This is a genomic window from Dorea sp. OM07-5, from assembly GCF_003481355.1.
Classification (GTDB): Bacteria; Bacillota; Clostridia; order Lachnospirales; family Lachnospiraceae; genus Dorea_D; species Dorea_D hominis.
On record NZ_QUKZ01000019.1, the window covers coordinates 1 to 25,902 of the forward strand.

General features: G+C 41.6%; 16 protein-coding genes and 1 riboswitch. All 16 genes read left to right on the forward strand.

Annotated features, from left to right (window positions below; translation table 11 throughout):
* Window positions 1–353 precede the first annotated feature (353 nt).
* The 16 genes from DXC04_RS15925 to DXC04_RS13700 all read left to right on the forward strand — a co-directional run bounded on the left by DXC04_RS15925 (window position 354) and on the right by DXC04_RS13700 (window position 25,902).
* A complete protein-coding gene (locus DXC04_RS15925) occupies window positions 354–548 on the forward strand; it encodes a hypothetical protein (protein WP_021861441.1) in 195 nt (64 codons plus the stop codon).
* Window positions 549–563: 15 nt separating this feature from the next.
* Entirely contained in the window at window positions 564–2,960 is a 2,397-nt protein-coding gene (locus tag DXC04_RS13625) for an AAA family ATPase (RefSeq protein ID WP_118661229.1), read from the forward strand.
* Window positions 2,957–4,027, forward strand: a complete 1,071-nt coding sequence (mcrC, locus tag DXC04_RS13630; RefSeq protein WP_021861439.1) for a 5-methylcytosine-specific restriction endonuclease system specificity protein McrC — start codon at window positions 2,957–2,959, stop codon at window positions 4,025–4,027. Before DXC04_RS13625 ends, mcrC begins: the two co-directional genes overlap by 4 nt.
* Before the next feature lie 63 nt (window positions 4,028–4,090).
* Window positions 4,091–5,125, forward strand: a complete 1,035-nt coding sequence (locus DXC04_RS13635) for a virulence RhuM family protein (protein WP_021861438.1) — start codon at window positions 4,091–4,093, stop codon at window positions 5,123–5,125.
* 539 nt (window positions 5,126–5,664) lie between these two features.
* Window positions 5,665–6,942 (forward strand): threonine/serine ThrE exporter family protein, encoded by a 1,278-nt coding sequence (locus DXC04_RS13645; protein ID WP_118661231.1) that lies wholly within the window; start codon window positions 5,665–5,667, stop codon window positions 6,940–6,942.
* 125 nt (window positions 6,943–7,067) lie between these two features.
* Window positions 7,068–7,427, forward strand: coding sequence for an Hpt domain-containing protein (locus DXC04_RS13650; RefSeq protein WP_118520140.1), 360 nt, complete (start codon window positions 7,068–7,070; stop codon window positions 7,425–7,427).
* Window positions 7,428–7,454: 27 nt separating this feature from the next.
* The gene (locus DXC04_RS13655) at window positions 7,455–9,497 is read left to right on the forward strand and encodes a diguanylate cyclase (RefSeq protein WP_118661232.1); all 2,043 of its coding nucleotides are present in this window, start codon (window positions 7,455–7,457) and stop codon (window positions 9,495–9,497) included.
* Between the two features lie 240 nt (window positions 9,498–9,737).
* Window positions 9,738–9,824: riboswitch (ZMP/ZTP riboswitch) on the forward strand.
* A 106-nt stretch (window positions 9,825–9,930) separates the two neighbouring features.
* Complete coding sequence (locus DXC04_RS13660; protein ID WP_118661233.1) at window positions 9,931–11,616, forward strand: formate--tetrahydrofolate ligase; 1,686 nt, start codon at window positions 9,931–9,933, stop codon at window positions 11,614–11,616.
* A gap of 432 nt (window positions 11,617–12,048) precedes the next feature.
* Window positions 12,049–13,872 carry a SpaH/EbpB family LPXTG-anchored major pilin gene (locus DXC04_RS13665; protein WP_158580513.1) on the forward strand — a complete coding sequence of 608 codons (1,824 nt, stop codon included), beginning with the start codon at window positions 12,049–12,051 and terminating at the stop codon, window positions 13,870–13,872.
* Window positions 13,860–14,687 carry a class C sortase gene (locus DXC04_RS13670; protein ID WP_118661235.1) on the forward strand — a complete coding sequence of 276 codons (828 nt, stop codon included), beginning with the start codon at window positions 13,860–13,862 and terminating at the stop codon, window positions 14,685–14,687. The genes DXC04_RS13665 and DXC04_RS13670 overlap by 13 nt, the downstream gene beginning before the upstream one ends.
* On the forward strand, window positions 14,687–21,373 hold the full coding sequence (locus tag DXC04_RS13675; protein WP_118661236.1) for a sortase: 6,687 nt from the start codon (window positions 14,687–14,689) through the stop codon (window positions 21,371–21,373). The genes DXC04_RS13670 and DXC04_RS13675 overlap by 1 nt, the downstream gene beginning before the upstream one ends.
* Window positions 21,357–22,652, forward strand: a complete 1,296-nt coding sequence (locus DXC04_RS13680) for an InlB B-repeat-containing protein (RefSeq protein WP_158580515.1) — start codon at window positions 21,357–21,359, stop codon at window positions 22,650–22,652. Before DXC04_RS13675 ends, DXC04_RS13680 begins: the two co-directional genes overlap by 17 nt.
* A 221-nt stretch (window positions 22,653–22,873) precedes the next feature.
* Entirely contained in the window at window positions 22,874–23,065 is a 192-nt protein-coding gene (locus DXC04_RS13685) for a DUF6472 family protein (RefSeq protein WP_021861429.1), read from the forward strand.
* 75 nt (window positions 23,066–23,140) lie between these two features.
* Window positions 23,141–24,526, forward strand: a complete 1,386-nt coding sequence (locus tag DXC04_RS13690; protein WP_118520128.1) for an alanine/glycine:cation symporter family protein — start codon at window positions 23,141–23,143, stop codon at window positions 24,524–24,526.
* 40 nt (window positions 24,527–24,566) lie between these two features.
* Complete coding sequence (locus DXC04_RS13695; protein ID WP_330422633.1) at window positions 24,567–24,800, forward strand: FeoA domain-containing protein; 234 nt, start codon at window positions 24,567–24,569, stop codon at window positions 24,798–24,800.
* A gap of 169 nt (window positions 24,801–24,969) precedes the next feature.
* Window positions 24,970–25,902 carry a ketopantoate reductase family protein gene (locus tag DXC04_RS13700; protein ID WP_117537386.1) on the forward strand — a complete coding sequence of 311 codons (933 nt, stop codon included), beginning with the start codon at window positions 24,970–24,972 and terminating at the stop codon, window positions 25,900–25,902.

The window sequence follows — 25,902 nt, forward strand, 5'->3', positions numbered from 1 at the left end:
GAAGTGAAAGAACTTCCCTTGGAAACTAAAACAACTGTCGAAACGGTCTGTTTGCTGTCGAGAAAAGATAAATAAAGGCTGAAAAGTGGCGTATTTCCGGGCTTTTTGTGAGGTTAGTATTATCATAGAAGCCTTGCGGAAAGCTCGGTTTTCTTATATGGAAACATATCTACTTTTTAGTCTGACCGGAGAAAAAGTGGATGACCGAAAAAATGCAGTAGGGTTTAGGCTGCGGATTAGATGTCATAGGTTGTGGCACTGGGATTGTTGTCAGAGACGACCGCAGTTTAGGCCACTCGATACTAAGGGGCAGACTTGGCAGTGGAATAGATGTTAGTGAAGGAGAAACTTTCATGGGTCAAATATTTGATTTTAGTGAAATTAAAAAAAGTGAAAAGACAATAAGAAAAACTTGGTCAGAATTCCGAGATGCTTTAGCAAAGAATCAAGATTTCTTTTCAATGTTGTTGTCAAATGATGAAATGAAACATCAGGTGATGGGAATTTTTTCTGATGAGATTTATACAAGTCTTAGAGAATCAGTATAAAGGCGGTGAAAGACAGTGTTCGATAAATTTCGACTAAAAGAAGTGCTGGTAGAGTACAAAAAACGCTTTGTGCAACAACAGTGGCCTAATGAAAAATATAAATGGGAGGCTGTGCAATGCTTTCAGTTGAATTGGGATGTCAATTCAGATGATTTTGCACAGATGCTAACAAAGTCACTTGCTCAGACGGCTAATTTGCTGGCGTCGGTAAATAACTTCCCAGCAAGAATGATTACCAAGTTTGCAGAGATTGCGCCAGAAGAAGTGCGCTCAATGTATATTGAATTATATGATGAGAGTAAGGATTTATATGAGAGAGTAGCCAGCTTCAAAAATAAATCTAATATGTTATTAGAGAGGTATGGCAATGGAACAGCTCAGCATTACCAGTATGAAAATGCGATAATGACATATTTATGGCTTCGTTATCCGGATAAATACTACATTTATAAATTGAGTGAAGTAAAAACTGTCTCATCGGAGCTGGAAAGTGATTATCGATTCAAAAAGGGGGCCTATGCTGATAACATCAGGAACTTTGTGGCATTTTATGATGAGATTTGTGGTGAACTTCAGCAGGATGATGAACTTAAAAATCTGCTTAATTCTCAGCTGACATCTACATGTTATGCTGATCTTGAATTACGAACTCTTACAATAGATGTGTGCTTCTTTATTTCTCGCTATTGGAACAAGGAGGAACCAGGTCCTAAAGTGGATGAGTGGTGGCCGACAGATTATACTCCGGCGTTAACTGTTGAAGATTGGGTTGGTCTTCTGGGTGATTCGGAAGTGTTCAATGAAAGTAGTCTGGAAATCATGAAAAGAATGAAAGACTACGGCGGCAAGGCAACATGCACTCAGCTTGCTGTGAAATATGGAGAGACAAAGAACTTCTATAATAGTGGCTCTGTTTCACTTGCTAGAAGAGTTGTTACCAAAACGGGATGCCCAGTTATGGCAAGAGATGAAGAGAATGCTCGTTTTTGGCCAGTGCTTTATGTTGGAAAAAATGCCAACAAAGATGAGGAGGGCTCCTATGTTTGGAAACTTCGTGATGAGTTATCAGAAGCACTTGAACAGGTTGATTTAACGAGTGTGCATCTTTATGCACAGCTTCCTGAAGGAGAAGACGGACAGCGATACTGGTTCTTGAATGCAAATCCTAAAATGTGGAGCATGTCCAGCATGCCCGTTGGAGAAGTACAAGATTATACATTATATAATGATAATGGTAATAAGCGTCGTATTTTTCAGAATTTCTTAGATGCAAAGGCTGGCGATATGATAATCGGCTATGAGTCCACACCGGTAAAGCAGGTCGTTGCAATTCTCAAAATTAGTGCAGAACAAGATGGAAAATCAATTTATTTTGAAAAAATAGAAGGGCTGTCTTCTCCAATTGATTATGCAACTCTGAAAGCTTGTCCAGAACTTGAAAAGATGGAGTACTTTGGTAATCCGCAGGGGAGTCTGTTCAAGCTGACAAGGGGTGAATATGATTTCATTTATGACATGATTCGTGATGAAAATCCAGCACCACCTGCAGCAGATAGTATTGAAAAATATGACAAAGAAAAGTTCTTAAATGATGTATATATGACTGAAGCAAAGTATGATCGCTTAGTTGCAGTTTTGAAAAAGAAGAAAAATATTATTCTTCAAGGTGCTCCAGGTGTTGGAAAGACATTTGCGGCAAAGAGACTTGCATATTCGATTATGGGTGAGAAGGATGATGATCGCATAGAGTTTGTGCAATTCCATCAGAATTATTCCTATGAAGATTTCATGATGGGGTATAAGCCGGTTGAAGATGGATTTGAATTGAAATATGGTATTTTCTATAGATTTTGCCAAAGGGCTGCAAACCATCCTGATAAAGATTATTTCTTTATCATTGATGAGATCAACCGTGGAAATATGAGTAAGATCTTTGGTGAGTTACTCATGTTAATTGAGGCAGATTATAGAGATACGAAAGCAACATTAGCCTACAATGGACTAAGCTTCTCTGTCCCAAAGCGTCTACATATCATTGGCATGATGAATACTGCTGATAGAAGTCTGGCTATGATTGATTACGCACTTCGTCGTCGTTTTAGCTTCTTTGATATGGAGCCAGGATTTGATTCGGAAGGTTTTATTAAGTATCAGGAAGGATTCGCAAATGACACATTCAATACTCTGATTGACCGCATTAAGGAACTGAATAGAGAAATTGCAAAAGATAAGTCGTTAGGTAAAGGATTCTGCATTGGCCATAGTTATTTCTGCAATGCAGATGAATGTACTGATGAGTGGATGCAAGATGTGGTTGATTTTGATGTATTGCCAATGTTAGCTGAGTATTGGTTTGATGATACCGATAAACTGCAGCGTTGGGAGAATATTTTGCACGGTGTATTTCAATGACAAAGGATAAAAGCATTCTAATCAATAATATTTATCACATGCTTTCTTATGCCTTTCAGACGCTGAATCAAGAGACATACGATGATGTTGCAGTGGAGTCTTTTGATGAAATGTATAATCTGCTGGCTGCAATCCTAGCAAAAGGCATAGGGGTGCAGCTGAAGCAGGGACTCTACAGAGAATACATAAGTCGTCAGGAAGAGCTGCCTGTTATGCGTGGTAAAATAAACATGCCAGGAACAATAAAAAACAAGCTGGCACATGAAAGAGTGCTTACCTGTGATTTTGATGAGCTGTCAGAAAACAACACATTAAACCAAATCCTGAAAACGACAGTGATGCTTCTTCTGCGAAACGGAAAAGTGCAGGAAAAATATAAGGATGACTTGAAGAAAAAAATGCTGTACTTCTCCAATGTGGATGTTATAGAGCCTACGGGGATAAAATGGTCGTCCATTCGTTTTCAACGTAATAATCAAACTTATAGAATGCTGGTTAGTATCTGTCAGTTGATTATCGAAGGAATGCTTATTACAACAGATGCAGGTGACTATAGATTGGCGTCCTTTGTAGATGAGCAGCGCATGTGCAGACTGTATGAAAAATTCATTCTGGAGTATTACAGCATACATTATCCAGCATTATCTGTCAGTGCATCACAGATTCCGTGGTCGCTAGATGATGGTGTTGGGACTATGCTTCCAGTTATGCAAAGTGATATTCACTTGCAGCATGGAAATACGGTACTCATAATTGATGCAAAATACTACAGTCACACAACACAGGTACAGTATGATAAACATACTCTTCATTCAAATAATTTATATCAGATTTTTACCTATGTGAAAAACCGTAGCTATCAATTTGGAGAAAAAGAGAATACAGTTTCAGGTATGCTTCTTTACGCGAAGACGGAAGAAGAAATCCAACCGGACAATGTGTATCAGATGCATGGTAGTCAGATAAGTGTTAAGACGCTTGATTTGAATTTACCGTTTGCTGAGATTGCTAGTCAAATGGATAGAATTGTGGAGTCACATTTTTCTGGATTAACAAAGGCATATTAAAGTTATTAAATTTGGTGTGATTTTCAATTGTGAAATGAGATGCAATAAAAAGGAGGCCTCCTATTGAAAAAGAAAAAAGATGAAATAACTATCCGTTCCAGCGCGGCAGAATACCTGACCTATGTTGCCTCAGTTGGCGATCAGCAGGACAGTATTGAGATGCGCTATGAGGATGAGAATATATGGCTGACACAGAAGATGATGGCAACATTGTACGATGTCGGCACTAACACTATAAATTATCATATTAAGAAAATCTTTGAGGACAGTGAGTTACAAGAGGATTCAGTTATTCGAAAATTTCGAATAACTGCCGCCGACGGAAAAAGCTACAGCACAAATCACTATTCCTTAGAGATGATCATTGCAGTAGGATTTAAGGTAAATTCTGAGCGTGCGGTGCAGTTCCGTAAATGGGTCAATCAAATTGCAAAGGACTATACCATCAAAGGCTGGGTTATGGATGACGAGCGTCTCAAACGCGGAACTTATCTGACAGAAAAGTATTTTGATGAGCAGTTAGAACGAATTCGTGAAATTCGAGCAAGCGAAAGAAAGTTTTATCAGAAAATAACTGACCTGTATGCCACAGCCATTGATTACGATAAGAATTCTGCAACTACCAGGAGATTCTACGCAACAGTTCAGAATAAAATGCATTACGCAGTTCATGGTCATACGGCGGCTGAACTGATTGTAGAAAGAGCTGACCATACAAGAGAGCATATGGGATTAACTACTTGGGCAGATGCTCCTGAAGGCAAAATTAAGAAGAGTGATGTTACGGTTGCCAAGAATTATTTGAGTCAGGATGAAATGAAACAGCTGAATCGTATGGTTACTGCATACTTGGATTTTGCTGAGAATATGACATTACGGCATATTCCACTCACGATGCAGGATTGGGAAAAACGGCTTAATAGCTTTATTGAAATGTTTGATTATGGTATTTTACAGGATGCAGGGAAAGTGTCAGCTGAAATTGCAAAGCTTCATGCCGAGACTGAATTTGAAAAGTATCGTGTTATCCAGGACAGATTGTTTATGTCTGACTTTGATAAGTACATGATGGAATTGGAAGAGAATGCGAAGAAATAACGGGATTGTTTCTCCCTTTCAATGCCGCATTTTCAGAATTAATAAGGTCGAGTGCATGGAAACCTGGCTATCAGTTAGGACGAAAAATAGCTGTTGACCTGTTTTTATACGAAGAACAGACAAGGTGGAGGCGATGGCGGTTCTTCGTCAAATTTGACTTTTATGTTGGAATCACTATAATAGTAGAAATGATTAAAAAAGTTGAACTTTTTCCGTAAACGGACGAGGTTCAGGCTGCGATATATATAGCAGAATGTATCAAGATATTTTTGCTACAGAATTTATTGATATGTTTCCGCAAACAAACGGAGATATTTGGGTACATGCTATATTAGTCTGGATCGGTTCCCGAAAACTGACATCAATCTGGACGTATCGTACCATGTGGAGACTGTGGCGGTGATGAGCAGAGAACACGGTTAATAGACCTCCGGACATGAGGATGATTCAGTTATTCGAAAATTTTGGATAACTGTCGCTGATGGAAAAAGCTTGTAAGTAATATATAGAATTTGAAAACAATAGAAAGGGAAATACCTGTGAATTACGATAAAATCGTTCAGGGAATTATGGATATTGGCGAATCGCTACTGTGTACAGGCGCGGAAATCTACCGGGTGCAGGACAGTATTGATCGCATGTGTGCAAGCTATGGCTTCCTTCGGCAGGATGTATTTGTGATACAGAACAATATTCAGATCACGGTGGAAACAAAAGAGCATGAAATGATCACGCAGATTCGTCATGTCGAGACGACAGGATTCAATTATGACCGGTTGGATGCATTAAACGGGTTATCCAGATATATATGCACCAACAGACCGGACGATGAAGAATTGCAGAAAAGATATCGGGAAATTATGGACGCACCAACACAGAAAGCATGGATAATCGTTCTTGCGCAGATTGTTGGAGGTACCAGTTTTGCGGTGTTTTTTGGATGTAATTTCGGAGACGCGCTGATAGCGCTGGTGCTGTCCGTGTTCATCGTGTTCTTTGGAAAATGGCTGGAGAAGTGGGAAGAAAATCTCCTGATCTACAATCTGATACTTTCTTTTCTGTCAGAAGTATTTGTTGTTCTGGCATTCCGGGCAGGAATTACGGGGCATCCGGACTGGATCATGATTGGTGTTGTAATGCTGCTTGTTAGTTCGCTTGGTCTGATTAACGGAATCAGGGACGTAATGCAGGCAAATTTTATATCCGGCTTTCTGGAAATCATGAATTCACTGCTGGGAGCATTTGGAATTGCTTTCGGAATTGCACTTGCCATGATGTTGATGAAATGGAACGGCACAGATCACTTTGTGATAAATCCAAGTGTCTGGATACAGATTGTATCCTGCACAATAGGCTGTATAGGATATGCAAGCTGGTTTGGCATCCGCGGAAAAAGGATGGTATATTCCGGAATCGGCGCATTCATTACATGGGGAATCTATTTGCTTGCATTTGCATGCAATGGAAATAATTTCTATTCAGTTATTATATCGTCCTGCTTTGTGGCAGCTTATGCGTATATGATGTCCAGACTCATGAAATCTCCTTCAACGTTGTTCCTGACAGGTTCGGTTTTTCCGCTGATGCCGGGAGCACGTCTTTACTATATGATGGCGGGGATGGTTGCCGGAAAATATGCAATCGCATTTGAGCATCTGACAGTTATAGCGGAAACCTGCATTGGGATTGCCTTTGGATTCTGGATTATAGATATTGTAGTGAGAAATATAAGGAAAACCGGGAAAAAATTACAGACAGACCATAGTCTGTACATTGGTTTAAACGATAGCAGAAAATGTCGAAAAAGATTGAGGTAAGACGGATTTTGGTATACAATGATTGCATATATATGCAAAAAAATGCATGAACATGGACAGAATACAGATATACGGAATGTTTGTATCATTTTTTATAGAAAATCAGAGTAATGGAGGACATAGAGATGGATATAAGAGAGTGTTATGAAAAAATGGGAGCAAGTTATGATGATGTTCTGCAGAGAATGGGCAGCGATGCGCTGGTAGCACGTTTTACAGGAAGTTTCTTAAGTGACGGAAGCTACCAGATGATCGCAGATGGCATTGAAGCAAAAGATGCAGAGACAGCTTTCCGAGGTGCACATACATTAAAAGGAGTATGTCTGAATCTTGGCTTTCAGAAGTTATACGAAGTGAGCGCTGAACTAACAGAGGCATTAAGAGATCGTGAACTCAAAGGGTATGAAGAACAGTTTGCAGCGGTACAGAAACAGTATCAGATCACAGTAGAAGCAATCAGGGAGTGGCAGCAGGAACAGAATTAAAAGCCGGAACGGCTAAAAGGAGAATAAATGGATACACAGTTATCAGAGATAAGGCTGACAAAAGAACAGGCAGAAGAACAATTGGAGATTTTTAGACGGATATACAGTAAAGTCCGACTGCTCAGTGCAGAAGAACTCAAAGAAGAAAATACAACGCAGGCAGGAAAAGGCGAAAACTACTGGAAAGAGTCATGCCTTGGCGCAGGGAAATACTGCGACGATTGTGTTTCCGTAGTTGCGTTGAAAGAGAAAACACGGAAGACAAAGCTGAAATATATAGACACAGAACTATATGAGGTAACTGCACAGTATGTGGAAGTTGACGGGCAGTCCTGTGTATTGGAGATGATACAGAATCTGGGAAATGGAGCAGACATTGCTCAGTCAGATGAGATCAAAGATACGAAAGCATTTTATGAAGCATTGTATACGGATGCTCTGACAGGAGCATACAACCGCAGATATTATGAAGACCAGATCAAGAAGAAATCCATGCATGCCGGAGTTGCAATGTTCGATCTGGATGATTTCAAATTAGCAAATGATACATACGGACATGATATCGGGGATGCATTTTTAAAGACAGAAGTTGCTGTAATCAAGAAGATGATCCGTAAGACAGATGCCCTGATTCGCTATGGCGGTGATGAGTTCTTGCTGATTATGCCGGGAATATCGGAAGATTCTTTTGAACAGAAGCTTCGTGATATCCGCAGACAGATCTGTTTGGTGGAGATGCCGGAGAGTATCGGAAGCAGGATTTCCGCCAGTGTTGGAGCGGTTATGGCTCAGGGAGAGCAGATCTGGGACGCAATTGCACGTGCGGACCGTTATATGTATCAGGCAAAGTCACATAAGAATGCAATCGTGACAGAATGGGGAACCATTGCCATGGATGACAGCCTGCCACAGGTGAACGCAAAGAAGAAAAAGCGCCAGCGGATACTGATTGTTGATGATTCCGAGATGAACAGAGAGATCTTATACGAGATGCTGAAAGATGAATTTGATATACTTGAGGCTGAGAATGGAAAGGAAGCACTGGAAGTCCTGGAACGGTACGGATGCGAGATATCACTGGTGCTTCTGGACATTGTAATGCCGATCATGGATGGATTTGAAGTTCTTGGACACATGAATGAAAAAGATATGATCGAAGAGATTCCGGTTATCATGATTTCCAGTGAAGATTCCGCATCTTTTATCCGTCGTGCATATGAGATGGGTGTATCGGATTATATCAGCAGACCGTATGATGCGCAGATTGTATATAAGCGTGTTTATAATACGATCAAGCTGTATGCGAAACAGCGGAGACTGACAGCAATTCTGACAGAACAAATCCGTGCAAAAGAAGAAAGCCGTAAGATCATGATCGGAATTCTGAGTCATATTGTAGAGTTCCGTAATGGTGAAAGTGGACCGCATGTGCAGCATATCAATGTATTGACACAGTTATTGCTCGGAAGACTGGTTCAGATCTCGGATCAGTATCATTTATCATGGATGGATCGTGATCTGATCGTGATGGCATCTTCCCTGCATGATATCGGTAAGATCGGGATTGATGATAAGATTCTGAATAAAAAAGGCCAGCTTACAGATGAAGAATTTGAGATTATGAAACAACACACTGTGATTGGTGTGGAGATTCTGGAAGATTTACAGTATTATCAGGATGAACCTCTGGTGAAGACAGCGAGAGAGATCTGCAGATGGCATCATGAACGTTACGACGGACGAGGATATCCGGATGGACTGAAAGGAGAAGATATTCCGATCAGTGCACAGGTTGTATCACTGGCAGATGTGTATGACGCACTGGTGAGCAAGCGTGTATATAAGGCAAGCTATTCCCATGAGAAAGCAATGCAGATGATTCTGAACGGAGAGTGCGGTGCATTTAATCCGCTGCTTCTTACCTGTCTCAAAGATATAGAAGGTGAGATACAGGAGATGGTTTACGATACGGATGTTGTAATGTTTGATTCTGCCCAGAAAGAACATGAGAAGATAGGAAAGATAATAGAAATGTCTGAAAAATCTGGGGGGGGCAGTACTAAAAGTTAGTGAACTTCTGAATATGGACGACAAAATCAGATAACAGAAAGACAGCGGGTCACAGCGGGAAAAGTGAGTGGAAATATGAGGAGCAGTTTTGAGATACCGTTATCTGGTACGGCCTGATTTAGAATTATAGGAAAAAGGATTCAGAAAAAAGGGAAGAAATAAGCATTAAAAAAACTGGAAGGACTAAAAAGGAGAAAGTCTTGACAATTGTATTTTTCTATAATATTATAAATGGCAGATATAGGTACTGATTACTGACGGATAATTGTGGAGAACCACAGGGGAATCAAGTATTAGAAAGACAAGCCGACCGTCTGGGCAACATTTATTCGAAAGGATAGATGTTGTCCTTTATTTTACTACTATTGTATAGACAGGAGAAAATAAAGGACCGAGAGAAACTGTCGGTAAAAAGGACACAGATCAGGAGGATATGACGATGAAAACAGATATTGAAATTGCACAGGAATGTACGATGGAACCGATTACGAAGATAGCAGAAAAAGCAGGAATCCCGGATGAATATCTGGAGCAGTATGGAAAATACAAAGCAAAGATTGATTATAATCTGCTGAAAAAGTCAGAAGCAAAAGACGGTAAACTGATTCTGGTGACTGCGATCAATCCAACTCCGGCAGGGGAAGGTAAGACAACAACAACGGTAGGCCTTGCGGATGCGATGCAGAAGCTGGATAAGAAGGTTATGGTTGCTTTAAGAGAGCCTTCTCTCGGACCGGTATTTGGAATGAAAGGCGGAGCAGCAGGCGGCGGATATGCACAGGTCGTTCCGATGGAAGATATCAACCTGCATTTTACAGGCGATTTCCATGCGATTGGTGCGGCAAATAATCTGCTTGCAGCAATGATCGATAATCACATTTATCAGGGAAATGAGCTTGGCATTGATCCGAGAAAGATCGTATGGAAACGCTGCGTGGATATGAATGACAGACAGCTTCGTTTTGTAACAGATGGTCTGGGAGGAAGAGTCAACGGTGTACCGAGAGAAGATGGCTATGATATTACAGTTGCTTCTGAGATTATGGCAGTTTTATGTCTGTCCAATGATATCAAGGATCTGAAAGAACGTCTCGGTAAACTGATTGTCGGATACACATATGGAAAAGTGTCCGAGCAGAAACCGGTAACAGCGCACGATCTGCATGCAGAAGGTGCGATGTGTGCACTTCTGAAAGATGCATTGAAGCCGAATCTTGTACAGACATTGGAACATGTTCCGGCAATTGTGCATGGTGGTCCGTTTGCAAATATTGCACACGGATGTAACTCTGTGACAGCAACGAAGATGGCATTAAAATTAGCCGATTATGCGATCACAGAGGCAGGTTTTGGAGCGGATCTTGGAGCAGAGAAGTTCCTGAATATCAAATGCCGTATGGCAGGTCTTAAGCCGGATGCGGTAGTGATCGTTGCAACTGTACGTGCACTGAAATACAATGGAGGAGTTCCGAAACAGGAGCTTAATGAAGAGAATCTGGAAGCACTTGAGAAGGGACTTCCGAATCTTATGAAACATGTACATAATATTAAACATGTATATGGACTTCCTTGCGTAGTTGCAATCAATGCATTCCCGACAGATACACCGGCAGAACTTGCGTTAATTGAAGAAAAATGTAAAGAAGCAGGTGTGAATGTGGCACTTTCCGAAGTGTGGGCAAAAGGTGGAGAAGGCGGAATCAAGTTGGCAGAAGAAGTAATCCGTCTGTGTGATGAACCAAGTGACTTCCATTACAGTTATGAGCTGGAAGGAACGATTGAAGATAAGATCAACCAGATCGTACAGAAAATTTATGGCGGTAAAGGAGCGGTACTGACTGCAAATGCGAAGAAGCAGGCAGATCAGCTTACAGCACTTGGATTTGACAATGCACCAATCTGTATGGCGAAGACGCAGTACAGTCTGACGGATGACCCAAAGAAACTTGGCGCACCGGAAGATTTTGAGATTACAGTAAGAAATCTGAAAATTTCTGCAGGAGCTGGATTCATTGTCGCACTGACCGGAGATATTATGACTATGCCTGGACTGCCGAAAGTACCGGCAGCAGAGCGTATAGACGTAGATGATGAGGGCAGAATTACAGGTCTTTTCTAAGAATAAGAGAAAATATGGATGCCGCACAGATGAATAGAGTCTGTGCGGTGTTTTGGTTCTGATATTGTTATGATATACGGAGGAAACTGCCAGTGGCAGACTCTGCATTTTGTGCATTCGGAGAAAAAATATCGGAGAAAGAACTGACAAATATTATAAAAAATATGCTTGCATAAAAGAAAAACTCGTGTTATTCTATATTCACTTTTAGGAGAACATTCTGTAATCCAGAAAGTGATTCTTAGCCGTAAGGCATCTTACATTCGGTGTTTTATTTTCAAAACAAGATCCGATGAAGACAGTTAGTTTAATTATGGGAGAGTGATGTTTCTTCGAAGGAGGATTGTATTTATAAGAGACGTAGCTCTGGAACCAATTCTCAAATTATCCTGGGATTGCCATAATGCAAGACAAGGGAAAGGAGAACATTTTATGAAGAAAAGAAGATTAAGTGCATTTGTAATTGCGCTTGCACTGGCAGTGGGAAGCGTATTTCCCGCATTTGCAGCAGAACACATTGTAGACACATCGAAAAAAGGTTCACTTACGATTTACAAATATGATATAACAGGTGCCGGCAAAGCTGGTATACAGGCAGGAGAACCGGGAAACGGGCGGAAAGATGAATCTGTAGAGAACAAGTTGAAGGATTACGCAATGGAAGGTGTGGAATTTACCTTTCTTCGTGTCGGAGATGTGGACACATACAGTAAGAATGGGGATGTGAAACTAATATATGGAATCCCGGATATTCTGGAGAAGATTTTAGGTCTGGAGAAGAAAGCAGCCACAGAGACAAAAGATGGAACTTGTTATTATACAGCAGATCAGATTCAGACAGCCATGAGGAATGCACTTGCGGATAATGTGACAACGAAGAACCGTTTGGAAGATTATGTAAAAGCCGGAGAGAAGATGACGCTCACGGATACAACCGGAAAGACAACGAAAGCAGGTCTGGAACTTGGTTTGTATCTGCTTGTAGAGACGAAAGTACCCGAGGATGTTACCGATACGACAGATCCGTGGTTTGTACAACTTCCGATGACGGATGCAGGTGGAGAAAGCTGGTTTTATGATGTGACCTGTTATCCGAAGAACCAGACTGGAGATCCGACACTGGATAAGAAGGTAAAGGACCGGGCAGATGGAAAATCTGGGTACAAAGACACGGTGACAGCTTCAGAAGGTGCAGCACTGGATTATCAGTTTATATCAAAACTTCCGCATATTACAAGCACATCAACTTATCTTAGTAAATACACATTCAAAGATACAATGGCGAAAGGTCTTCGCTATGGAGAAAATGCAGTTCTTGCATTTTATGATTCCGCAGAAAAAGCAACAACAACAAATATAGATAATGTCGCCGGAAGCGGTGCGGTGGCAGTGTGGACGAAGGATTCAGGAAAATTCACACAGGATTATACGAAAAATGAGGATGAAAGTTCCCAGATGCTTCTTGGCATGACAAAAGAAGGATTAAAAGAAATTAACGAAAATTATTCGGATAAATATCTGGTTGTGTACTATACCGCAACCGTCAGATCTGAAGAATCGGTTGTAACCGGAGATAAAGGAAATCCAAACGATGTTACGCTTGAATGGAGAAGAACAAGCGACTCTTATTACGACACGCAGGATGATAAGGCACTTGTTTATACTTATGGAATCCATTTGAAAAAGACATTTTCAGATGGAAAAGGAGATGCCACGCAGGTACAGTTTGTATTGCAGAATCAGACAGATAGATATTATGTTAAGGCGAATGGAACAGACGGTGTCTACTATGTCACAGGAAAAGAAGAAGAGAGAAATAAAGCAACAGACTTTACACCTGCAGCGGACGGAACGCTCTTGATCCATGGACTGGAAGGAGATACTTACGTGCTGACAGAGACACATTCGGATCAGGGATACAGTCTCTTGAAAGAACCACTTCAGATTGTGATCCATGGGACAAAAGGTGTAGTAAGCAGTTCGGCAAAAGGAACAGAAAGCTCGGTGCAGGTTACAGCGGCTTCTGCAACAGTCGATGGGACAAATGCAATAATGGAGAAATCTTCCACTGATCCGGCTTCTGCAAATGCGCTTGTGAAAATGGAAGTGCAGAATGCAAAAGGTTTTTCGCTTCCGAAGACAGGAGGAAGAGGGCTGTATCTGCTTACGATTGCAGGTGTGATTCTGGCAGGAACAGGAATGATGTTTACTACCGGAAAAAGAAAAAAAGATGAAAAAACTCCATGCGTAAAATAATACAGATCGGATTGATCCTGGCAGGGATCGGAATGGCTTCTTATCCATGGATCAGTAACAGTTTGTATGAAAAAGAAGCAGGTTCCCGGATACAGGTATATGAAAAAAAGAGCAGGGAACTTCCGAAGAAAAATTATCAAAATCTTATGCGGGAAGCAAGAGATTACAATGCGAATCTTGCAAAAGCGGATGTGATACTGACAGATCCATTTTCATCAGAACAGAGTAAAAAAAATACCGGAAAGGATTACCGGGAGATATTACATATCCCCGGAAGTGAAGTAATGGCATATGTGGATATTCCGGGAATCCGTATATATCTTCCGGTATATCATGGAACGGACGGTGAGGTGCTGGAAAAAGGAATCGGGCACCTCGGTGCGACAAGTGTTCCGGTTGGCGGTAAAGGAACCCATGCAGTACTTACCGGGCATACAGGACTGGATAAAGCAAAATTATTTACAGATTTGGAAGAGGTCAGAAAAAAAGATCAGTTTTATATTCATGTGCTGGGAAAAGTCCTGGCATATGAAGTGGACGATATTTCTGTTGTACGTCCCGATGATACGAAGAAACTGTATGTGCAGGGAGAGCAAGATCTGGTGACGCTTTTAACCTGCACGCCGTATGGAGTGAACAGTCACAGATTACTGGTCAGAGGACATCGTATTTCTTACCGGAAGGAAGCATACAGAGAAGAAAAGCATAAGAAAAGGAAGACCAGATGGCAAAAGGAGTATCGGAAAACTTTGCTGATCGCAGCGTCGATGGTTGTGTGCGTTGGAATTTTAAAAAGAAAGTGGACATCTGAGTGATGAAAAAGACAAAGCTTGCGGGAATTGTTTTGTGGTTACTTGGAATATGTCTGTACTTTTATCCGGATGTGGCAACAGATCTGCAGGAGATAAAAGTACAGGCATTTGTAAAAACGTATGAGCGTGAACATAAAAGCAGACGAAGGAGTGTAACAGGAAGCAGGCAGGAAGAATACGGATATATTCAGATCCCGAAAATGAATGTGACGCTGCCACTTTATAGAAATGAGACAGAAGAACATCTTGCGTGGGGAGCTGCTATTTTAAAAGAAAGTGGACTTCCAGAGGAAAAAGGGCAGAATTGTATCATTGCAGCGCACCGGGGATACCGGGGAAAGCCTTATTTCCGGGATATTGAAAAGCTGGAGTATGGTGATGTAATTTATGTGCGGACACCTGAGCAGAAACTGGAATATAGAGTGCAGGATATGGATATCATCCGGCTGGAAGAAACACAGAAAATAAAAAAAGAGAAAGATATGCTTACGCTTCTGACCTGTCATCCATATCGGGGGAATGGAAAATTCCGTTACCTGGTATATTCAGTCAGAAAGCGAAGAAAAGAAGGAGACAGGAGCATGACAGAATGCAGGAAGATACAGAAAACGCAGGATGTACGGTTAGAGCAGCATTTCCGGAAAATCTGCGGAATAATTCTGCTTATATTATTGCTGACCGGAATATGGGGAATGTCTGCAAAGGCTGCCAGACACAGCTTGTCAAAGAAAATAGATACGAGCAGTCACATTGTGACTTATCAGTGGAAAAGTAATGCAAAGTTCAATACCGGAAAAGGGTTACAGTATATAAGGGAAAATGCCTGTGTGCTGCTTCATTATATGGATGGCGAACTGGGGCAGTGTGTCTATGCGGAGCAGGATACACCGGTTGGTCCTGCGAAAGAATTCGATGTGACAAAAGACAGCCGCACAAGCTGGATGTATGAACGGAAAAACGGATATGAGAAATATAAATATATCGGTATCGCACAAGAATATCTGCTTTCAGGAAAAGTCACACTTCGTGGGATTACCGGGAGCAGTAAACTGATGAAACTTCCGAAAAGCAAAAGACAGATGCTTGCCCAGGGATTCAGCTGGTATATGCAGCATGCATCCTACAACCGGACGGAAGGAAAGACGGTAAAGCTGATCAGTCAGGTTCCGGATTTTGGTGCATCGAAACAGATCATTCTATATGATCAGCTCTATACGGAAGCAAAGAATATACTGGGAGATTATACGATCACAGAGAAAACTTACAAACTGGAGAGGGATGGAAACACTCATCAGCCGATCGCTGTTTTTAAAATTGTGACGAATCCAAAACCGGTCATAAAGAATGTAGAAAGAAAAGGTGCCGGTGAGTCATCCCAGAAAGTATCACTTCGGATCGACAAGAGAGACATTCGTACAGAAAGAGCACTGGAAGGAGCTGTTTTTCAGTTAAGCTGTGACGGAAAAGCGATTGTGGATGTGATAACGGATGCAGATGGGAAAGCGCAGTATATTTATGAGCGGCTGTTGAAGACGAAGACATACACGGTGTCAAAAAAATATGTGTCAAACTGGGATGATCTGGATAAAAAGAAGAAATCAGAGGCGACAGAAAATGGCTATTATCAGAATAAAAGTCTGGCAGAAAAGGCAGCAAAAAGAGAGATAAATAAAAAAGTTCAAGCGGAACTGGCTTCTTTGCAGAGTAAGTTCCACTTATGGAATATAAAAGAGATAAAAGCGCCTTTCGGTCACAGGATTTCCGATGCAGACGGAGTGATGCTCACAGAACAGACGGAGAAAGATCTAAAAGTACAATTGTGGAATTATCCGGAAGACAGAGAACTTAAGCTTGAAAAGATCAGTGCAGAAAAAGAAGAGAGTGCGGAGACATCCCTGGCAGATGCAATTTATGGTCTGTATGCGGAAACAGAAATAATGGACAGTGATAACAAGCGGGTGCTCTATGTACCGGGAGAAGAAGTGACGGAACTTTGCACAAACCAGAAGGGGCAGGCGAATGCAGGAGGACTTCGCCCGGGGAAATATTATTTAAGAGAAAAAGAAGCTCCGAGAGGATTCTTGTTGGATGACACTGCTTATCCGGTGGATTTACGGACTGAAGATCAGAAAATTACTGTACAGGATGCTATGATCAGAGGAAAGATTCGTATACATAAAACATGTGGCAGACAGGATGGTACAGACAGTATGCCGGAAGAAGGGGCAGCGTTTGTACTGTATGACAGTCAGGGAAGAAAGGTTGAGACTCTGCTTACAGATTTAGAAGGAAAGGCAGAATCGGAATGGCTTCCTTATGGACATTATCGTCTGGAACAGATACAGGGAATTGGAGGATACAGTTTTCTGGCACCGCTGACAGTTGCGGTTACAAGAAATCAGAAAATCTATGAGATAAAAGGGCATGACATGCCAGCATATGCAGGTATTGCAATTTCAAAAGTAAAGAAATTATTTGATGCTGAGACAGGAATTAACGAATGTGAAGCAGAAAAAGGTGCTGAATTTGAAATCCTGGACGCATCCGGGAAAAAGGTGGAGAGTCTTGTTACTGATGAGAACGGAACAGCATACAGTCAGAAGATGGAGCCGGGAATTTATACGATACATCAGAGTAAAGGTGCGGAAAATTATAAAAAGATTCCGGATTTTAAAGTGACGATAAAGTCAGGAGAAGAGCGCTTATTATCTTATTATCTGGAAGATGAGAGTACTGCGCAAAAGATACGGATACGAAAAACCAAGGAAAAGGATGGCAAAGAGACACCGGAAGCAGGAGCGGAGTTTGAAGTATTGAATGAGAAAAAAGAGAAGATGCAGACACTTGTAACAGATGAAAAAGGAGAAGCCTGTGCTTTACTGGATATGCTTTCCTCTGGCGAATCATTCTTTGTAAGACAGACAAAAGGAGCAGAAGGTTATTCCTTTGCGGAAATCTTTGATTCGTCCAAAGAAACACCGGTAGAAGAAGACGGTCATCTCGTCTATACATTCAAAGCAAAAGATGTATTTGAGGATTATGCGTTTATTCACATAAAGAAAATGATGGTTACAGATCGTCCGTCAAAGACAGAAACTGTGACACAGCCGGAAGCAGGAGCCAGGTTTGAGATTCGGAACGAGCAGGGAAAAGCAGTGGAGACACTTACGACAGACGAAAAAGGGGAAGCAGTAAGCGGAAAACTTGCATTTGGAACATATATGCTTCATCAGATAGAAGGAGTGTCAACGCACAGATTCAGCGAAGACAGGAAAGTCATCCTTGGGAAAGAGCAAAAAGGAAAAACGGAAGTAATTACTATAATAAATGAAGAAAATTTGATTTCTTTTGAATTAACAAAGCGTTCGGCAGAGACAGGAAAGCTTTTAAATGATGCAACTTATCTTGTGCAGGATGAGAAAGGAGAAACGGTTGCCAGATTTACAACCGGACAGGGGGAGGAGACAGAAAAGCAGGGAGCCGGGATGTGTCGTCTGCCTTACGGACATTACACACTGAAAGAAATTGTATCACCTGATGGTTACAAATGCAGTCAGAAGAAAGAATTTACAATTACATTCAAAGATGCGCCGGATGGAATTATGAAAATGGAAGATCAAGATGTTCCGGTTCGTGGGAAGATCCAGATGACGAAGATGGGTGACCGGTTACATGGATTTTCACAGGGGCAGTTCCAATACAGAACTGGGCAGGTGGCAGGAGCTGTCTATGGATTGTATGCAAAGGAAGATATCTGCCTGGATGATGATTCGGTATTGTGGAAGACAGGAGCATTGATCGATAAGAAGAGGACAGATGAATCCGGTAACATAAAATTCACACGCAAACAGGCAGATGGAACAAAGACAGAATTATTTCCACTTGGAATATATGAAGTACGGGAGCTGGAAGCACCATATGGCTATCGAAAAGATGAAGAGATATATGAAGTCCGTCTGACATGGGATGAAAATGCCAAAAAGGAGAATAAAGTCACATCGCCGGATGTACCGGATAACAATACGGATGAGTCACTGCCTGTTACATACCCGGAAGCGAGCAAGGGACGTTATATTTTAAAGTCCGGAAAAGAATTCCGAAGAATACTACACAGCGTGGAAGATAAGCTTGACACAATAACATTTACAAATGAAAAGGCACCGGAAGGAGCGTCATATAAAGATGTATCTTCATTGGAGGATGGAAGTGTTGTGATGTGGATGGAAGATCAGAATTGCATGATTTCCACGCAGACGGAAGAACAGGATGTCATTCTGAACGCAGACAGTTCTGCGGTGTTCAGACAACTGGTTATGTTGGAGAAGATTTATTTTGATGCTATAGAGACTTCCAGTGTGATCAATGCAAATGATATGTTCAGCGGGTGTACAAAATTAAAAGAACTGGATCTGACAAGATTTTATACAAAAAACATGAAGTATGTAAAAAATATGTTCCGAAATTGTACGAGTCTGGAAAAAATCTATGCCAATACAAGAATCGAAAATGAGGAGACAGAAGGCTCGCCGGTTCCGGTGAAGGCGGACGTAAGTCCGAAATATGATTTTACAGTAGGAAGTGTTTATAAAACGGAAGATTTTAATTTTCAGCTTGTGTATAGTGACGGTTCCAGGAAAGAAGTATATCCTTCGGACGAAGAAGTACAGATTTTGCCACAGAAAGCAGAAAAAGAAGGAAAAGAGACGGTTGGATTTGTATTTACAAAAGGAAGTCTTGCAGATTATCCGAAAGCAGAGACAATCGTACAGGTTGTAGATGTAATAGATGCAGACAGGCAGGAAGTGAAAGATGTTGATTTCCGGTTGGAAGCAGAAGATGCACTCCTGACGCAGACAATTGAGATTGGAAAAGAAGATGAAAGTGGAAATCCGGTAGAAGGAGCTCTGTTTGGTATGTATGCAGGCAGAGAGATCCGGAATGCGGACGGAGAAATTCTCTTCCGGAAAGGTGAACGAATTATGGAAGCACAGTCAGAAAGTACAGGAGAAGGAACACGTTCGAAAGTAATGTTTTCTGGACTTCCATCGGATCTTTACAGTTCTGGCGCAGATGGATTATATGAAGTAAGAGAAATAAGAAGTGCACCGGGGTACAAGATTGAAAAAGGAACAAAGAACAGTTGGAGTTTTGATGGAGAACCGAAAGAAAACAGCAGGACAGTAACAGTCAGCAACCGGAAACTTGAATATGCGGAACTTGTGAAGATATGGGATGATAATCGTAATGCGGCAGGGAAACGCCCTTCGGAGATTCTTATTTCTGCAAAAAAAGACGGAACAGAAAAGACATATATATTATCGAAAGAAAATGACTGGAGGCTGGAAACAGACATTCTGGTTGCAGAGATGAAAGAGTGGAAGTTGTGTGAAGAAGTACCGGAAGGATATGAATCTGACGGGATGATTACAGATGAGAAGAAAGGAGTCTGGACGGTGACAAATAAAATTAAGGACCGGCGATGCAATCTGCAGGTAGAGAAGAAGTGGGAAGATGAAGACAATCTGGATGGAATTCGTCCGGATAAGGTAAAAGTGTATCTGTATCAAAATGGTATTCCGTATCGGGAAACAATTTTGCAGGAGGAAAATAACTGGAAAGATGAAAAAAGCTTTGAGGATCTTCCGGCAGAAGATGAGAAAGGAAGAGCTTATGTTTATGAATTCCGGGAAGAACAGACAGAACTTATTGACGGAAACAAGGAGACAGGATATTTACCGCTTTATACGGAAGAAGAGACAGAGGAAGAGAACAGAAGTTTTCTGAAAACGACAATTACGAACCAGCATGTTCCGGAGAAAGGGAAAATTATAATCTTCAAGAAAATTAAAAAAGATGAGATTGACTGGGAAAAATGGAGACCGGAGTTTTCATTTACACTTCATGGAAAGACGCTTTTGGGCGAGGAAATCAACCAACAGGGAATCCTTTCTTTTTCAAAAGAAGAAGTCAGGTATCTGTTGGAAGAAACGGATGGATATATTACCAAATCTCTGGAGTTTACAGATCTGCAGCCGGGAACTTATACGGTGCGGGAAGAGCAGACAGATCCTTATTACCGGCTGTCACAGATAAGCTGTACAGACGAAGGTGTGAAGATTGATGAAACAAACCAGGAGATAACCTGGCGGATCGGACGTGACGGACAGTCACAGGGGAGAAGAACGTTGGAAGGACATGCTGTATTTGAAAATCGTGCAAGAACCGGAAAGATCCAGATTATGAAAACAGATGAGCATGGAAATGCGCTTGCCGGAGTTTTGTTTGGAATCTATGATGCTAATGGAAAGCAGGTTGCCGTGTCCACATCAGGAAAGGATGGAAAACTGGCATTTTCCGGGCTTAAAACCGGACAGTATGAGATAAAAGAATTGCAGACAGCTTATGGAAAAAGTAAACTGACAAAACCAATTTCTGTAACAATCCCACTTGTGCTGAAAAAGGAAGAAGCAGAGAAAGAAGGAGCCGATGTAGAGAAAGCAGTTGTTTTTCGGGATTCCTGTTATTATTATGATCTTTCTTACCAGATAAGTAACAGCGCTGTTTTAGAACTTCCGGAGACAGGTGCGCACATTGGATATGGATTATTGCTCGCAGGGATGGCATGTATGAGTATGGGAATGTATGCAGGAAGAAAAAGGAGGAAAGGTAAATATGCAGGAAAAGGATAGACAGTCTCTTTGTACCGGAAAAAGAATTGCCGTTATACTGACAATGAGCATTCTTGTACTGGCAACAGCCGGAATGGTTCTATGGAATGTATTTGCGGCAGAGTCAGCATATAAATCTGGTAGCATGGAGATCAGACTGGACGGAATAAATATGCCTTTTCTCTCACCGGAAGATAAAAATCCGGGAGTGCAGACAGCAATCGGAAAGCTGACACTATCCAGAACAACTGCCCCGACGATAGAAGAACTGCGTGCAAAGTCTACGAAATGGAATGTAAGTCTGAAAGTAGCAGATGGATCAGGAAATGCAGTGAACCGGTATAATTTCCGTATTGGAAAATATGTGAATGGAGAATTTACGGCAGTGACGCAGGTCAGTACCGGTAAGGATGCAAATCAGGGATATTATTATATATTTAATATTCCGGTGACGTTTACAATCCCTGCACATAGCCAGATTACCGGGCAATCTGTCACAAAGAACTGCCCGGATGGCAGATGTCTCTATTATACAGATGCTGCCGGAACGAAGAAGCTTGCGAAAGAGAAATGCACAGATGAAGTGACAATCGTAACTGTTTACCTGCAGGTAAATGCAGCACAAACCGGATTAAAGACATATTCCGGAACGCGTTATGAAGGAGCAACTGCAGGAATTACACTGGAGCGTCCTAAGTATCAGGTTACATTTCGTGCGCCGGGATGCACAAACTGGCAGACAGATGAAATAAAGAAAGAAGTTTCAAGAGGAGAAAGTGTCGGTAAACCATTGGAACCGAAAAAAACAGGATATCGTTTTGAAGGATGGGATAGATCCGGGGAGGAAATGAGCTGTGTAAAAAGTAATCTTAGCATCAACGCAGTGTGGAAACCGGAAGAGTTCAGCTATCGGTTTCATGCAAACGGAGGCAGTGGAACGATGGATGTATTCCGGCTGGAATATCTGGATTCAGGAAAGCTTCCTGCCAATCAATATGTAAGAAGAGGATATTTATTTCTGGGATGGAGCAAAGAAAAGCGTGGCGAAGTAATGTACAAGGATGAAGAACGGATGCATGCAGACAATCCAGAAGAATGTAAATATAATCTGTATGCCATCTGGAAGAAAAAGCGTGCAAATTTTTATCTGACAGAAGTGAAAGAAGATGCAGATATGTTTACAGGTGATGGAAAACTGACCGGCGGTAATGGAACAAAGTATCAGGAACATTTTACTGACTCGTCTTATGCACATACCGATCAGGAAGATGACCCGGGATATTTTACCGGGAAAGAATAAAAAAAGTAGGTGGTATCAGATGTCTGTACCGGTTATGTGAATCGCCGTGCTTTTTTCCGTAGCGATCGGTGTAATCTTCGGATTGTATCCGGCAAATAAGGCAGCTAAGAAAAAAACGGTGGAAGCACTTCGGTATACGGCTTGACATTTTCCGTATCTTCCTACAAAATAGTAGAGCATCTTTTAACTTTAACATCATTTTACAATAAGAGGAAAAAACGATGGCAAGCAAACAGACAAAAGGAAGCTGCGAGAGCTGCACTTATTTCACATATGATGAAGATTATGAGAGCTATGTATGCGATATTAATATGGATGAAGACGAATATATGCGTCTTATTTCCGACCAGCATTACCAGTGCCCGTACTACCGCAATGGTGATGAATATATGGTTGTAAGAAAACAGATGTAAGTAAATATAGTAATAAGTTCCGGTCTGTGGTAAAATAATTCTTAGTATGTTTACGTTATGGAAAGGACCGGGAAAATGATCATTACAATTATTGAAACAATTTACAGATTTTTATGGGGAGATTTCCTGCAGATACCACTTCCTGGCGGTGGCTCTGTAGGAATATCCCTGCTTATTATCTTGCTGATACCGGTAGGAATTTATTTTACAATAAGGACAAGAGTGTTGCCTATCCGGTTATTTTCGGAGATGGTGAAGGCACTTCTTGAGAAAAAGAAAGAAGAGAGCAGCCTTTCTACATTTCAGACATTGATCGTGTCTACGGCAACACGGGTAGGCATGGGTAACCTGGTCGGCGTGGTAGCAGCAATCTCAGCAGGAGGAGCCGGGGCAGTGTTCTGGATGTGGATAACGGCAGTGATCGGCTCATCTACGGCATTTATAGAAGCAACACTGGCACAGCTTTACAAGGAGAAGGACCCTCTGTACGGTGGTTACCGGGGCGGTCCGGCTTATTATATACATCACTATATAGAAGATAGACAGGGAACGAAGAAAAAGCATGTACTGATTGCTGTTTTATTTGCAATATCCGGACTGATCTGCTGGTGCGGAATCAGCCAGGTGATCAGCAATTCGGTAGCATCTTCATTTGAAAATGCATTTTCGATTCCACCTTTATATACTACGATCGTTCTGGTTATTCTGGCAGCGTTTATTGTGTTAAGAAAGAATGCGACCGTGAAAGTTCTGGATGTAATTGTACCAATTATGGCAGTGTTTTATTTTGCAATCACCGTTTTTCTGATCATGACACACATTCCGAGCCTGCCGGGTGTATTTTCCAGAATTTTCAAAGAAGCATTTGGCTTCAGACAGGCAGCTGCAGGTGGCTTTGGAGCCGTGATCATGAACGGAGTGAAGAGAGGACTGTTCTCTAATGAAGCAGGTTCCGGTTCAGCACCTTGTGCAGCCGCAGCTGCTGAATGTGAGCGACCGGGAAAAGCCGGACTTGTACAGGCTTTAGGTGTATTTATTGATACGATCGTGATTTGTAGTTGTACAGCAATGATCATGCTGCTTGCACCGGAGAAAATGCTGGCAGGAAAAGAAGGAATGGAGCTTTTACAGGCAGCTATGCGGTATCATTTCGGGGAAGCCGGAGTTATATTTATTGCGGTCACGCTGTTTTTGTTCAGCTTTTCAACATTCTTGGGAATCCTTTTCTATGCGAGAAGTAATGTTGCTTATCTGTTTGGAGATAACTGGTTTTCCCAGACAGCATACAAAGTGCTGGCACTGGTAATGCTTTTCATCGGAGGAATCGCGACATACACATTTGTCTGGGATCTGGGGGATGTCGGTATCGGACTTATGACCATTTTCAATATTGGGATTTTGTATCTGATGGGTGGCCAGGCACTTGCAGAGATGCGGGATATGGAGAAAAATATGAAATAAAAAATGTTACGATTGACTAACAGGCAGGTGCGCTCATACAATGAAAAAAAGAGGTGATAGTATGCAGGCACTTGCAGAGGCGAACGTAGGAGAAGACTACACGATTAAATGGATGTTCGGAGTACCGGAAGTGCTGGATCTAATGGCACAGTACCAGATAAAAGAAGGTGTGGATATCCACATTATACAGAAGTTTATCGGAGGATTGATCATCGGAACGAATCAGGTGAGAATCGCGATCAGCGATGATGCAGCATGGAGAATCAAGGTGTAACAGCCTTGATTCTTTTTATATTGTAGGTGTGGAAATTTATTCCGGATTTTGCTATGATAAAAATGATATGCGAATGATCGGAGAGAATTGTGGAAGTACGAAGTACGGAACAATTCGTATGGAATCTATAGTACATGACAGCTTATGAATACGGACAGGAGGAAAAAAGATGGATATAAAAAATGCAGCACTGATCGGACTGGGAGCGATGGGCGTATTTTTCGCGCCACGTATGGAGGAACATCTTGGAAGAGAGAATTTCTGCGTGATCGCAGAAGGGGAAAGAAAAGAAAGACTACAGACAAAAGGCGTGACAGTCAATGGTGTAAATTATCATTTTCCAATCTGTACTCCGGAAGATGGAACACCGACAGATCTGATCATTATGGCAACAAAGGATCTGGGACTTGCACAGGCAATTAAAGATATTGAGAAATTTGTCGGACCGGATACACAGATCTTATGCGTTATGAACGGTGTGAACAGTGAGGAGCAGGTAGCGGCAGCATATGGATGGGAGCATGTACTGTATTCTTATATGCGGATGTCGATTGTAATGAAGGATGGAAAAGCAGATTTTGATCCGTACTGGGGAAAGATTTATTTTGGGGAAAAAATAAATGAGACATTGTCCGGGAGAGTAGAAGCAATAAAAGAAGTATTAGAACGCTGTGATATTCCATATGTGATCCGGAAGGATATGTTGAACGGGCTGTGGTTTAAATATATGTGTAATGTTGGTGAGAATCTGACCTGTGCACTTCTTGGTATTCCGTTTGGCGCTTATGTAAAAAGCAAAGAAGCAAGTGCTATCCGCGTAGAAGCAATGGAAGAAGTCCGTGCAGTTGCAAAAGCAAAAGGAATTATCATTACCCAGGAGCAGTTAGACGACCAGTATGAAACGATCAAAAGAATCCCGCCGCAGAATAAGCCGTCTACGCTTCAGGATATAGAAGCAGGAAAGAAGACAGAGATTGAGATGTTTGCAGGCGAGATGGTACGCATGGGAGAAGAACTTGGCGTGGCAACACCTATTTGCCGGCTGTTTCTGAACGGAATTAAAGTACTGGAGCAGAAAAATGACGGATTGTTTCAGTTTTAA